Genomic DNA, 13647 nt, shown 5'->3' with positions numbered 1-13647 from the left:
GGACGGGTTGGGCAGGACGCCCAACCCCGGCCTTGCCGTGTACGCAGGATTGCGTACACGCGCAAGTTTTGGAGCAGCCTACAAGGATGTATTTACGGCGTGTCCCGTAGGGGGCTGCCCGTCGACCGTCCCACACGCAGGAACTGAAACGCTGCCGTTGCCGCTGCCGTTGCCGTTGCCTTACCCGGCATCCGCCGCAACAAACCCGCCGGTCTGGCGCGCCCACAAGCGTGCGTAGAGACCGCCTGAGGCGACCAGTTCGGCGTGCGTGCCGGTCTCCACGATGCGGCCCTGGTCCATCACCACCAGCCGGTCCATGCGCGCGATGGTGGACAGGCGGTGCGCGATGGCAATCACCGTTTTGCCGGCCATCAGCTCGTCCAGGTTGTCCTGGATCGCCGCTTCGACTTCCGAATCCAACGCGGACGTGGCCTCGTCCAGCACCAGGATCGGCGCGTCCTTGAGCAGCACGCGGGCGATCGCAATGCGCTGGCGCTGGCCGCCGGACAGCTTCACCCCGCGCTCGCCCACATGCGCGTCATAGCCCTGCCGGCCTTCGGCGTCGCGCAGCGTGTCGATGAAGGACGCCGCACGCGCCTTGGTCACCGCCGCGCGCAGCTGTTCCTCGGTGGCGTCGGGGCGGCCGTACAGCAGGTTGTCGCGGATCGAACGGTGCAGCAGCGAGGTGTCCTGGGTCACCACGCCGATCTGCCGGCGCAGGCTTTCCTGGGTGACCTCGGCTATGTCCTGCCCGTCGATGCGGATGTGTCCGCTTTCCAGGTCGTACAGGCGCAGCAGCACATTGACCAGGGTCGACTTGCCCGCGCCGGAGGGACCGACCAGACCGATTTTTTCACCCGGTTTGACCGCGAGGTTCAGCCCGGCAATCACGCCGCCCTGCTTGCCGTAATGGAAATGGATGTCGTCGAAGCGCACCCCGCCTTCGCTGACCACCAGCGGCACTGCGTCGGGGCGGTCCTGCACGCTCAGCGGCTGCGCGATCGTGGTGATGCCGTCCTGCACCGTGCCGATGTCCTCGAAGATGCCGTTGATCGTCCACATGATCCAGCCGGACATGTTGTGGATGCGGATCACCAGCCCGGTGGCCAGGGTGATCGCGCCCACGCTGATGTTGCCGTGGCTCCAGAGCCACAGCGCCAGCCCGCAGGTGCCGGCAATCAGGAAGCCGTTGACCACGGCAATGGTGAGATCCATGCCGGTGGTGACCCGGGTCTGGCGACGGTGCTTGACCGCCAGTTCCTCGATCGCCTCGGCCACATAGGCCTGCTCGCGCCCGGCATGGGCGAACAGCTTCAGCGTGGGAATGTTGGTATAGCCATCCACGATCCGGCCCATCGCCTTGGAACGTGCTTCCGAGGCGATCCAGGCGCGTTCCTTCGCGCGTGGCACGAAGTACCACATGATCGCCACGTAGGCGGCCAGCCACAGCAGCAGTGGAATCATCAGCCGCCAGTCGGCCTGCGCGAACAGGTACAGCGCGGTGCCGGTGTAGACCACGATGTACCACAGCGAATCCACCATCTGCACCGCCGACTCGCGCAGCGACGTCCCGGTCTGCATCACTCGGTTGGCCATGCTGCCGGCGAAGTCGTTCTGGAAGAACGACAGGCTCTGGCGCACCACGTAGTTGTGCATCAGCCAACGCGAGCGGTTGCTCAACCCGGGCACGATGGCCTGGTTGACCAGCAGATTGTGCAGGCCGACCAGCACCGGCCGGGCAATCAGCGTGATCGCGGCCATCCACAGCAGCGTGTCGGCGTTGCGCGCGAAGAAGCTCGGATCCGGCTGCTCGGCGACCATGTCGACGATGCGGCCCAGGAAGTCGAACATCGCCACTTCCACCAGCGCCAGCAGCAGCCCGGCAATCAGCGTGGCCAGCAGTACCGGCCACACCGGGCGCAGGTAGTGGATGTAGAACGGCACCACGCGGCGCGGCGGCATGCGCGCGTCGATGGGCGGGAAGACCGGAATCAACGACTCGAACCAGCGGAACATCCTGTCACCTGAAACAAACAGCAAGGCGCCAAGTATCCCACGGGCCACGTAAACGCGGCCGCATGATGGCGGCGCCGGCCCCGGGCCGGCGCCAAGCTATCAGTTGGCCGGAGTCAGCAGCAGATCCTGAAAATCGAAACTGAAGTCGGTCAGCGACGACACCGCCTGCATGCGCACCTCGCCCACCTTGCCGTCCGGATCGAGGCTGAAGTTCACGAACGCATCCGCATTGAGCGAGCGGTCGTCCCAGCGCACGATGAAGGTGTCGTGCTGCCAATGCTCCATCGTGCCCACCAGCTGCGCGGTCTTGCCGAAGCGCAGGCGCAGCTTGCCGCCACGCGCTTCGACAAACACCTCGCCATACCACGGGTCGCGGTAGGTGCCTGCATAGCCGGCCAGCGGCAGCGACGGCGTGGTCTTCGCATTGCGTGCGGCCTGGTGCGCGGCCCAGCCTTCGTCGGCCTTGTCCTGCGCCTTGGCGACCGCGGCGGCATAGGCGGCCACCCAGTCCGTGTGCGGGGCCTCGAGATAGGCGTCGAGCACGTCCATCGTGATCGCATTGAAGGCGGCGCCGACTTCCTGGTTGGTCAGCACCACGATGCCGAGGTTCTGTTCGGGCACCAGCGTGACCCGCGAGACCATGCCCGGCCAGCCGCCGGTGTGCCACACCAGCTTCTGCCCACGGTAGTCGCTCAGGCTCCAGCCCTCACCGTAGCCGGCGAAGTTCGGGCGCGCGGCCGCCAGTGCCGGCACGCTCGGCTCGGGCACTACCTGCGGCGTGATCATCTGCCACATCGCCTGCTGGGTCTTCGGGCTGAACAACGGCGTGCCGTCTTGCAGCTTGCCCTGCGCCAGCTGCACGTTCATCCAGCGCGCCATGTCATGCGCGCTGGAGTACAGCCCGCCGGCACCGGCATTGTTGGACCAGGTCAGCGGCGCAACGGTGCGCAGCGCGGTGAAATCGTATTTGGCATGGCCCACGGCGGCCTTGTCGCCCGGCTGCAGGTGGTCGGCGTTGAAGCGGGTGCCGGCCATGCCGACCGGGGTGAAGATGCGCTGCTGCAGGAAGTCCGCATAGGACTGCCCGGAGACCTTTTCGATGACCTGCTGAGCCACCGCATACAGGATGTTGTCGTAGGCGTAGCGGTCGCGGAAGCCCGCCTTCAGCGGCACCTTGCCCAGGCGCTGCACCACCTCTTCGTTGCTGTAACTCGTGGTCGGCCAGAACAGCAGGTCGCCGGCGCCCAGGCTGAGCCCGCTGCGGTGCGCGAGCAGGTCGCGGATGCGCATCTCGCCGGTGACGTACGGGTCGGACATGCGGAACGACGGCAGATGGTCGATGACCCGGTCGTCCATCTTCAGCTTGCCCTGCTCGGCCAGCAGGTTCAGCGCGGTGGCGGTGAACGCCTTGGTGTTGGAGGCGATGGCGAACAGCGTGTCGGCCTGCACCGGCGCCGGCTTGCCCAGCTCACGCACCCCGTAGCCGCGCTCCAGCACCACCTGGCCGTCCTTGACCACCGCCACGGCGATGCCGGGCACGTCGAACTGGCTGCGCACGCGTTCCACCGTGGCCTCCAGCCGGGTGTCCAGTTCCGTCGGCACGGCCGCCGACGCCAGGGGTGCACATGCCAGCAGCACCACGCCTCCAATCCAGGATGTGTTCAATCAGTGTCTCCAGTCCGATGTTGCGGGGGTGTCGAGGCCGCGGCCGTGACCCCGCCGGTTTCGCGCGATGGTAACGCCCCGCGCCGCAGGCTCGCGTGTGCCAGAAGCCCGCCCCGCCCCGGAGTACCCGCATGACCGCGCCCACCCCCACCGGCTCCACCATCATTCCCTGCCTGCGCTACCGCGATGCCCGCGCCGCCATTGCGTGGCTGGAACGCGCCTTCGGCTTCAAGGCGCAGGCGGTCTATGCCGAAGGCGACATCGTCTACCACGCCCAGCTGGTCCATGGCGCCGGCATGATCATGCTCGGCTCGGTCGACAACGGCGGCGAGTGGGGCAAGCTGGTGGTGCAGCCCGACGAAGTGGGCGGCCGCGAGACCCAGAGCGCCTGCGTGATCGTCGCCGATCCCGATGCGCACTATGCGCGCGCCGTCGCCGCCGGGGCCGAACTGGCCATCGACATCGCCGACCAGGACTACGGTGGTCGCGGCTATGCCTGCCGGGACCTGGAGGGCCACCTGTGGTGGTTCGGCAGCTACGACCCGTGGCAGGCGGAGACCGGCGCTTCATGAGCACGGCGCCTGGACCGATCCGCACCGGCATCGGCGGCTGGGTGTTTCCGGCGTGGCGCGGCGGCACGTTCTATCCGGCCGGCCTGCCGCAGCGCGAGGAGCTTGCGCATGCCAGCCGGCAGCTGGGCTGCATCGAGATCAACAGCACCTTCTACCGGGCGCAGAAGCCGGCCGTCTACGCGCAGTGGCGTGAGCAGACGCCGGAAGGCTTCCGCTTCTCGGCCAAGGCCCCGCGCACGATCACCCAGACCCACGACCTGGCCGCCGCCGGGGCGCGCGCCGACGGCTTCCTCCAGGGCATCAGCGCGTTGGAGGATCGGCTCGGCCCGCTGGTCTGGCAGTTCGGGCAGAGCCACCCTGCCGGCGCGCAGGAATTCGATCGTTTCCTGGACGCCTTGCCGCGCAAGGCCGGTAGCCGCGTGCTCCAGCACGCCCTGGAAGTACGCAATGCCGCCGCATGGACGCCGGAGCTGGTCGCCGTGGCACGGGCGCACGGCGCGGCGCTGGTGTTCAGCAACTCCGCCGATTACCCCAGCTTTGCCGACCCCACCGCCGATTTCGTCTACGCACGGCTGATGCAGTCGCGCGCCAACCTGCGCGCCGGCTACCCCGAACGCACCCTGGAACAATGGTGCCTGCGCGCCATGCGCTGGGCGCGCGGCGACGACAACCCAGACCTGCCGCACATTACGGCCGACGCCGAGCCCAGCGCCCCACGCGAGGTGTATGTGCTGTTCATCGGCGCGGCCAAGCACCGCAACCCCGGCGCCGCAGTGGCGCTGCGCAGACAATTGCAGCAGGTAGGCGCGTAACGCGGCCGGATTACCGCACAATATGCGGATGCCGACGACCGACACCCGCAGAGCCCTGCTGCAAATCCATTTCTGCGTGCTGTTGTGGGGCGTCACCGCCATCCTCGGCAAGCTCATTTCCCTGCCCGCCCTGCCGTTGGTGTGGTGGCGCATGCTGCTGGTGGTGGCCATGCTGGCCCTGCTGCCGCGCGTGTGGCGCGGGCTGCGCCAGCTCAGCCCTGCCCTGTTCGCCGGTTACTGCGGCGTGGGCGCGCTGGTCGCCCTGCACTGGCTGACCTTCTACGGCGCGGTGAAGCTGGCCAACGCCTCCGTCGCGGCCACCTGCATCGCGCTCGCCCCGGTGTTCACCGCCGTGATCGAGCCATGGGTGGCCAAGCGCCCCTTCCAGCTGCGCGAACTGGCCTTCGGCATCGCCGTCTTGCCCGGCGTGGGCATGGTGGTGGGCGGCGTTCCCGACGGCATGCGCCTGGGCGTGCTGGTCGGTGCCATGTCGGCCCTGCTGGTGGCAATCTTCGGCTCGCTCAACAAGCGCCTCGTCAGCCATGCCGACCCGTTGACCGTCACCGCCGTGGAACTGGGCGCCGGCACCGTCACCCTCACCCTGCTCGCGCCGTTGCTGCCGTTCCTGCTGCCAGCGCTGGCCAGCCCGCTGTGGGTGATACCGAACCCGCGCGACGCCATGCTGCTGCTGATCCTGGCCGGCGTCTGCACCCTGCTGCCGTTCGCGCTGGCGCTGGTCGCCCTACGCCACCTCAGCGCCTACACCGTACAGCTCGTCACCAACCTCGAACCGGTCTACGCCATCCTGCTGGCGATGGTCCTGCTCAGCGAACAGCGCGAACTCACCCCGCTGTTCTATGCCGGCGTCGGGATCATCGTAGGGGCCGTGTTCCTGCACCCGTTGTTGAACCGTCGGAAGAAAGTGCAGCACCCGGAGATACTGGGTACGGCCGAGGCGCGCAATATCGCGGATTGAGTCGCGTACCCACCCACGCTGGGCACCTACCGCTCCGGCCAGTACCACGCCGGGGCATCGAGCAGGCCCTGCCCTACCAGCGTCGTGCGGCTCATCTGCTTTTCCAGCGCGATCGGGTTGCACTGCGGTGCCTCGCGCAACGCCGCGATCAGCCGGCTCGCATGCGACACCACCCACACCTGGCTGCGCCCCGCCGCGCCGATGATCAGCCGGCCGAGCGCCGGCAGCAGTTCCGGGTGCAGGCTCGTCTCCGGTTCGTTGAGCACCATCAACGGCGGCGGCCGTGGCGTGTGCAGCGCCGCGATCAGCAGCAGATAGCGCAACGTCCCATCCGACAGCTCCGCCGCCCCCAGCGGGCGCAGCAGCCCCGGCTGGTGGAACTTCAGACTCAACGTATCGTCGTTCGCCTCGATGCGCACCTGCGCGCCGGGGAACGCGTCGTCCAGCGCGGCCGCCAGCGCCTCGGGGTCCCCGATTTCCACAATCGTGCGCCAGGCTGCCGCCAGATCGTGCCCGTCATGGCTCAGCACCGGTGTGCGCGTCGCCAGCGTCGGCTGCCGCGCCGGCGCATCGCGGTCACTACGGAAGTGGTCGTAGAACCGCCAGCTGCGCAGCGTCTCGCGCAGCCGCAGCACCTCCGGCATGCGCACGGGATCGGCCACCTGCGTGAACAGGCTTTCGTACACCGACGCGTGCGATTCCAGCACCTCCCAACTTCGCCCATTGCGCCGCCGCACCATCGCCCCCCGCCGCTCCACCAACACCGTACTGCTGCGCAGAAACGGCCCCGCCCAGATGCTCTCGCACTTGATCTGCGGGTCCTGGTTGAACAGCGAATGCGCATCGCGCACCGGATACCCCAGATCGATCGCATAACCGAAATTGTCACCGGCAAAGCCCAGCCGCAGCGCCACCGCCTCCTGCCGCGGTCCGCCCTGCACCGGCACCTCGCCCGACAGCATGCGCCGGTCCACCCGCTCCGGCCCGGCCCACAGCGCCGACTGGAACCCCCCCTCCCGGGCAAGCGACGGCGTCACCCCACCGCGCGCCGTATCGGCCAGCAGCCGCAGCGCGCGGTACAGACTGGACTTGCCGCTGCCGTTGTCGCCGGTCACCAGGTTCAGCGCCCCCATCGGCACGACCAGGTCATGCAGGGAGCGGTAGTTGGAAACGGCCAGGGTCTGCAGCATGGGCGGAGTCCGCAGGAGAAGGGACCGCAGGATGCCAGCGATAGGTCGCAGATATTGCGAATGGTGGCGTGATTGACCCAGGCAATGGCCATGCAAAAGCAGAAGAAGAGCAAAAGCGGCCGGGCAGAGCCCGGCGCTACGGCGCGACTTCCACCCGATTACGCCCACTACCTTTAGCCCGGTAAAGCGCCGCATCCGCCCGCTCCAACGTCTGCTCTATCGTGTCACCGGAACGGTGCGCCGCCACCCCGATACTGACCGTCACCGGAAACCCCAGCGGCAAGTCGGAAACGGCCATGCGCAGGAAATCGCACTGCAGCTCCGCCGTGCGCAGGTCCGTGTCCGGCATCAGCACCACGAATTCCTCGCCACCGTAGCGCGCCGCCAGCCCGCGCCCCGAGAACTGCGCGCGCAGCAGCACCCCCAACTCCGCCAGCACCCGGTCGCCCGTTGCGTGCCCGTTGAAATCGTTGATCTGCTTGAAATGATCGATATCCAGCAACGCCACCGCCGTCTGCCGTGGCTGCCCGTCCGCGTCCACCACCGACGCCTCCAGCGCCACCGACATCGCACGACGGTTCGGCAACCCCGTCAGCACGTCCGTGCGGCTCTGTTCCGCCAGGTCCGCGTTCTGCGCCAGCAGCACATCGTGATAGTCGCTGAGCAGCGCCTCGTAATCGTCGCGTTCCACCATGTGCGTCTGGATATCCAGCGCGAAGCGACGCAACTCCATCACCAGCATCACCTGCCGCGACAACGCCGCCAGCGCCTCCGTCTGCTGCGCATCCAGCCGGTGCGGCTGCGGGTCGAACACGCACAGCGTGCCCAGCGGCAGCCCTTCCGTACTGACCAGCGGCGCGCCCGCGTAGAACCGCACCTTCGGATCGCCGGTCACATTCGGATTGTCGTGGAAGCGCACGTCCTCGCGCGCGTCCTCCACCACCATCACCTGCGACGGCTGCAGGATCGCGTGCCCGCACATCGATTCCGAGCGCGGCAGCTCCTGCGCCTCGATCCCCTGGATCGACTTGAACCACTGCCGTTCCGCGTCCACCAGCGTCACCGCCGCCATCGACGCCCCGCATACCGCCTTCGCGATCGTCACCAGATCCTCGAAGGATTTTTCCTTCTCCGAATCCAGAATGCGGTAACGGTACAGGGCCGCCAGGCGCACCGCCTCATTGGCGGGCTTCTCGGGTTTGATCATCGAACAACTCAGATCCGGGGAGCTGGGCCCAGTCTAGCCCGAGCCAACCGGTCAATGGTTACCGGCCCGTGCAGGCTTACCAGTCCAGCTGCTTGGGCAGCAGCCCCTGCAACTCCGCGTCCGTCAGATTGCGCCACTGGCCCGGCTTCAGCGCCCCGATCTTGATGTTGTCGATGCGCACCCGGCGCAGCTGCGTCACCCGGTAGCCGAAGGCCGCAGCCATCAACCGGATCTGCCGGTTCAGGCCCTGCTGCAGAATGATGCGGAAGCCGAACTTCGCGATGCGCGACGCGCGGCAGGGCAGCGTCGTTTCATTGTGGATGTGCACCCCACGCTGCATCCCGCGCAGGAACTCGTCCGTGACCGGCTTGTTCACCGCCACCAGGTATTCCTTCTGGTGCCCGTTTTCCGCGCGCAGGATCTGGTTCACGATATTGCCGTTGCTGGTCATCAGGATCAGTCCTTCCGAATCCTTGTCCAGCCGGCCGACCGGGAAGATGCGCTGCTCGTGGCCCACGAACTCCACGATGTTGCCCTTCACCGCCGTCTCCGTCGTGCAGGTGATGCCCACCGGCTTGTTCAGCGCGATATAGACGTGGCGGCGGCCGCCGATCTTCTTGGCCTCGCGCGCGCGCAGCGGCTGGCCGTCGACCAGCACCCTGTCGTCCTCGCCGACCACCGCGCCGGTGCCGGCGGCCTGGCCGTTGACAGTGACGCGGCGTTCGCCGATCAGGCGATCGGCCTCGCGGCGGGAACAGAAGCCGGTTTCGGCGATGTACTTGTTGAGTCGGGTTGTCATTCCGCCATTATCCGGCAAAACCCGCTGCGGCGCGGCGTTACACCGCCACCGGATCGTCCGCCGCCGCCGGCTGCTCCGCGTCGCACACCTGGTTGCGCCCGGCACGCTTGGCCCGATACATCGCGTGGTCGGCGCGGCGCAGCAGGCCCGCCAGGTCGTCGCGGCCCGGGCGCAGCACCGCCGCGCCGATGCTGGCCGTCACCGTCAGCCCGGCGATGCCCAGCACCGCGCTCACCGACGCCACCTGCAGGCGCACGCTTTCCAGCCGCGCCAGCGCCGCCGCGTGGCCGGCCCCGGGCAGCAGCACCAGGAATTCCTCCCCGCCCATCCGGATCACATCGTCCTGGCTGCGTACCGCCCCGCGCAGGCCACGCGCCACCGCCACCAGCACCTGGTCGCCGACCTCGTGGCCGAACTGGTCGTTGATGTCCTTGAACAGGTCGATGTCCAGGAAGCCGATCGCCAGCGGCTGCTGCTCCAGCAGCGCGCGCTCCATATGCCGGGCCAGCAGCCGCAGCCCGGCGCGGCGGTTGGGCAGCCCGGTCAGCCCGTCCGTGTCGGCCAGCTGGCGCAGCTCGTCGCGCTGCTGGCGCAGCCGGCCCAGGCGCAGGTTCAGCGCATACGCCGACATCATCAGGAACCACGTCGCCGACAGCTGCAGCGCCTCGATCCGGTAGGCGGTCAACCAGCGGGCATCCAGCGCGTCGGCGAGGATCATGATCCACCATGGGGCCAACGCCAGCAGCCCGGCCAGCGCATACAGATCGCGCCGCCACAGCGCCCACAGGCCAACGCCCAGGCACACCACGCAACCCAGCACGTACGTGTACTGCAGCGCCGCCGCCGTCCAGGTCAGGGCCGCCAGCCCCATCCAGGGCACCGCCACGCCGACTGCCACCAGGCCCCACAGCACGGTCTGCTGGCCGGCGCGCGAGCCCGGCCAGAGCCGGTCGCCGCCGTTGAGCCGCCACAGGATGGGCAGCAGCGTGGCCAGCGCGAACGCGCTGAGCGCCATCAGCCACCAGGCCGCGCGGTCGTGCACCGGCAGCCAGGGCTCCGGGTAGCCGCTCAGGCCACCGAGCACCGCCTGCCACAGCACGAACACCAGGCACACGGCGACATAGATCAGGAACGAGCGGTCCTTGGCGGTCACGTAGCCCATCAGCGCCGACAGCGCCAGCGCGATCACCACCGCGATGCAGGCCGCCCGCACCAGCAGCCGCGCCGTGTCGTTCTGCTGGACCGGGCTGGGGGCGCCCAGCCGCACCGTGGGAATCCAGGCCGGTTTGAGCGGGCTCGCCCACGACACGATGATGGGTTCATGCTCGCCGGCCTTGGGCACCACCACCATGCCGACCCCGGCGCGGAAGCGCGAATCGCGGGTGCGCGCATCATGCATGTTGCCGCAGATCTGGCGGTCACCGTGGCTGATCCGGACCTCGCCACTTAGCACGCCGAACACGTCCACCGCCTGCGGTGCGCCGGACCAGCCCTCGGCCGGCGCCGCGACCGCCAGCACCTGCTGGTGGCGGGCCAGCACCTCGGCAGGACAGGCGCGCTGCGGTGCCTGGTCGTCGGTTGCCGCGCCCAGCAGCAGCACATCGCGCCCTACCTGCGCCGTACCGGCCAGCGCCATGCCGGGCAGCAGCAGGCACAACACCCATGCCAGCCAGCGTGCAGCCGCCACCGTCCCGCCTGACCTGCCGTGCCTGCGCCTCACACCACCACCCTGTCGTCGTGCGCCGGCACGCATGCCGCGCGCCGTCCCCTGCCCGTGATTATCGCAGCATTGCCCGCCCGCGGCCTGTGCCCGGGCTCAACGCCCATGCGACGACGCGTCCCGCCACAACGCCGGCTGCGTCATCTTCTCCAGCGCCATGGGTCGCTCGATCGCGTAGCCCTGCAGCCCGTCCACCCCCATCGCCTGCAGCTGCCCGGCGACCTCCCGGGATTCCACCCACTCGCCAATCACCGTCATGTGCAGCTCGCGGCCGATCTCGGTGATGGCCCGTACCGTGGCGCGGCTGACCGGATCGATGTCCATGTCGCGGACAAACACGCCATCGATCTTCAGCATGTCGGCGGGCAGCTGGCGCAGGTAGCCGAATGCCGACAACCCGGCCCCGAAGTCATCCAGTGCCACCCGGCAGCCACGCGCCTTCACGCCTTCCACGAAGCTGCGCGCCTGGTCCAGGTTGCTGATCGCGGCGGTTTCGGTGATCTCGAAGCACAGCTTGCGGGCCAGCCCGCGGTTGCGCTCCAGCAGGTCGCATACGTAGGCCAGGAAACTGGGCTCGGCGATCGACTGGGCCGACACGTTGACATTGCACAGCCCCAGCCGCTGCAGGTGTGCGGGGCAGACCTGCAGGTGGCGGAACAGCAACCCGAGCACGTGCCGGTCCAGGGCCATGCCCATGCCGTAGCGCTCCACGGCCGGCATGAACTCCCCCGGCGTCTGCAGCTGGCCGTCGCGGTCACGCATGCGCACCAGCACCTCGTAGTGCAGGAATGCCGGATCGTTCACCCACTCGATCCGCTGCGCATAGAGCAGCATGCGGTTCTCGGCGATGGCGCTGGACACCTGCGCCAGCCGCTCGGCTTCGAGCAGACGTTCTTCCAGCGCCATGCGGTTTTCGTTGAAGCAGTGCACGCGGTTGCGGCCGGCCTGCTTGGCCGCATAGCACGCGCTGTCGGCGGCGCTCATCAACCAGTTCACATCGGTTACCTCGGCGGTGATCTCCACCACGCCGATGCTGCAGCTGACCCGTGGCAGGCCGTCATCGCGCTGGAACCCGGCCTGCCCCAGCGTGCGCACGATCCGCTGCAGGACCTGCTTGGCCTCCTCCTGGCGCGCGCCCGCCAGGAACATCACGAACTCGTCGCCGCCCATCCGTCCCACCCAGTCGCCCTCGCGCACCGCGCCCACCAGGTAGTCGGCAAAGCCGCGCAGCAGCTGGTCGCCGGCGGCATGACCCAGGCCGTCGTTGACCAGCTTGAAATAGTCCAGGTCCAGGTAGCACAGGCTGTGGGTGCCGCCACGGCTGCGCACGTCCAGCAGCGCCAGCTCGAGCAGGCGCTCGATCTCGCGACGGTTGATCAACCCCGTCAGCGGATCGTGGCTGGCATGGCGCTCGACCTCGCGTGCCAGCGCATGGTTCTGCGACACGTCTTCAACGATGACGAACACGGTCGGCACACGGCCGGGGCTGTGCACCAGCGTGCCACTCCAGCGGCCCCACAGCAGGCTGCCGTCGGCGCGGCGGAAGCGCAGCTCGCCAGGCCGCAGTTGGCGTGGCCAGTCGATGGCGCCGGCCTCGTCCAGCACCAGCTCGCCCTCCTCCAGCAGTGCACCCAGTTGCATGCCGGGCAACGCGTCGCGACGGTAGCCAAGGATATCGGCCATGGCCTGGTTGGCTTCGACGATGCGACCGCCCGCGTCCAGTTTGAGCATGCCCACCGTGGCCTGGTAGAAGGCTGCGCGGAAGCGGCTTTCCTTGTCGATCAGGTCGTTGCGCACGCGCCGCGCCAGCAGCACGGCCACCAGCGTGATGAGCAGTACCGACAAACCACCCACGATCAGAGTGGCCATGCGCACGATCGATGCGGTATTGAGCAGCGCCAGCGAGAACGCCTTGGCCTGCGCCTCCAGGCTGCGGTCCAGTGCCTGCAGCTGCACCAGCAGTGCCTCACGCACGGCCGGCGACGGCGTCCCCGACGCATGCATCGCCTCGGCGGCATCGGCCAGTTGTACGAGTTGACTCAAGCCGTGATCGGTCTGCTGCCACAGGCGCACCGCATCACGGAAGTAGCTGACGTGGCCCAGGTAACGGAAGGACACGATCAGCCGGTTGATGTCACCGGGCGCATTGCCGCCCTGCGTGAAACCGCGTCGGGCGCGCGCCAGGTCCAGCTCGTCCTGCTCCAGTGCGATGCGGGCATCGCGATCACCCAGCGGTACTTCCAGCGCGCGTCGTGCCTCGGCCAATGCCGCCGGATCGCCCGAGGCGATGTAGCGTTCCAATGCGAAGCTGGCGCGCTGCTGCGCGCGCGACCAGTGGCTCTGTCCCACGATCCACGCCGTGGAGGCGCCCTGCAGCTCCTGGATCAGCGCTGACAGCGCGACCAGCCCGATCGCCATGCCCGTAAGCAACACGAACCGCAGGGTCAGGCCCCGGGTCACGTACGGTACGGCGGTACTGCCAACGTCCTTGCTGCCTCCCAGCATCGCGTCGCCTCCGGTGCCATCGTGGGGTGCGGTGTGTCCTACCCCTGCAGGCTAGAACCCGCCCTGTTGAGATGGCGCGAAACCGGCGTGACTGCCTTCACCGCGTGAAAACGACAACGCCAGCCCGAAGGCTGGCGTTGTCAGTACTCACCGCGATGTCATGCCGGCCGTGGGCCGGCGGCGGC

General features: G+C 68.5%; 10 protein-coding genes. 3 read left to right on the top strand and 7 right to left on the bottom strand.

Annotation, left to right across the window (positions count from 1 at the left end):
• Window positions 1-180: 180 nt before the first annotated feature.
• Window positions 181-2016, bottom strand: coding sequence for a multidrug efflux ABC transporter SmrA (smrA, locus tag ACREPD_RS04600; RefSeq protein ID WP_431598207.1), 1836 nt, complete (start codon window positions 2014-2016; stop codon window positions 181-183).
• Between the two features lie 99 nt (window positions 2017-2115).
• Window positions 2116-3681 carry a serine hydrolase gene (locus tag ACREPD_RS04595; protein WP_431598206.1) on the bottom strand — a complete coding sequence of 522 codons (1566 nt, stop codon included), beginning with the start codon at window positions 3679-3681 and terminating at the stop codon, window positions 2116-2118.
• A gap of 131 nt (window positions 3682-3812) precedes the next feature.
• Here ACREPD_RS04595 and ACREPD_RS04590 point away from each other — a divergent pair, with 131 nt between their 5' ends.
• Genes ACREPD_RS04590 through ACREPD_RS04580 form a run of 3 tightly spaced genes read left to right on the top strand, consistent with a single transcriptional unit; the run spans window position 3813 to window position 6041 of the window.
• The gene (locus tag ACREPD_RS04590; RefSeq protein ID WP_431598205.1) at window positions 3813-4253 is read left to right on the top strand and encodes a VOC family protein; all 441 of its coding nucleotides are present in this window, start codon (window positions 3813-3815) and stop codon (window positions 4251-4253) included.
• Complete coding sequence (locus ACREPD_RS04585; RefSeq protein WP_431598204.1) at window positions 4250-5065, top strand: DUF72 domain-containing protein; 816 nt, start codon at window positions 4250-4252, stop codon at window positions 5063-5065. The genes ACREPD_RS04590 and ACREPD_RS04585 overlap by 4 nt, the downstream gene beginning before the upstream one ends.
• A 28-nt stretch (window positions 5066-5093) precedes the next feature.
• Window positions 5094-6041: a DMT family transporter gene (locus ACREPD_RS04580; protein WP_431598203.1), complete on the top strand. Its 948-nt coding sequence runs from the start codon at window positions 5094-5096 to the stop codon at window positions 6039-6041.
• Window positions 6042-6067: 26 nt separating this feature from the next.
• On the opposite strand, the gene ACREPD_RS04575 is transcribed toward ACREPD_RS04580, so the two are convergent.
• The 5 genes from ACREPD_RS04575 to ACREPD_RS04555 all read right to left on the bottom strand — a co-directional run bounded on the left by ACREPD_RS04575 (window position 6068) and on the right by ACREPD_RS04555 (window position 13462).
• On the bottom strand, window positions 6068-7231 hold the full coding sequence (locus ACREPD_RS04575) for an AAA family ATPase (protein ID WP_431598202.1): 1164 nt from the start codon (window positions 7229-7231) through the stop codon (window positions 6068-6070).
• Between the two features lie 136 nt (window positions 7232-7367).
• Entirely contained in the window at window positions 7368-8438 is a 1071-nt protein-coding gene (locus ACREPD_RS04570) for a sensor domain-containing diguanylate cyclase (protein ID WP_431598201.1), read from the bottom strand.
• 76 nt (window positions 8439-8514) lie between these two features.
• Window positions 8515-9237 (bottom strand): pseudouridine synthase, encoded by a 723-nt coding sequence (locus ACREPD_RS04565; RefSeq protein ID WP_431598200.1) that lies wholly within the window; start codon window positions 9235-9237, stop codon window positions 8515-8517.
• 37 nt (window positions 9238-9274) lie between these two features.
• On the bottom strand, window positions 9275-10990 hold the full coding sequence (locus tag ACREPD_RS04560) for a sensor domain-containing diguanylate cyclase (RefSeq protein WP_431598199.1): 1716 nt from the start codon (window positions 10988-10990) through the stop codon (window positions 9275-9277).
• 63 nt (window positions 10991-11053) lie between these two features.
• Entirely contained in the window at window positions 11054-13462 is a 2409-nt protein-coding gene (locus ACREPD_RS04555) for a putative bifunctional diguanylate cyclase/phosphodiesterase (protein WP_431598198.1), read from the bottom strand.
• Window positions 13463-13647 lie beyond the last annotated feature (185 nt).

The sequence above is a fragment of the Stenotrophomonas sp. genome (assembly GCF_050737075.1).
Lineage (GTDB): Bacteria > Pseudomonadota > Gammaproteobacteria > Xanthomonadales > Xanthomonadaceae > Stenotrophomonas.
The sequence above is the reverse complement of the archived record's forward strand: the minus strand, read 5'-3'. Positions and strand labels throughout refer to the sequence as shown.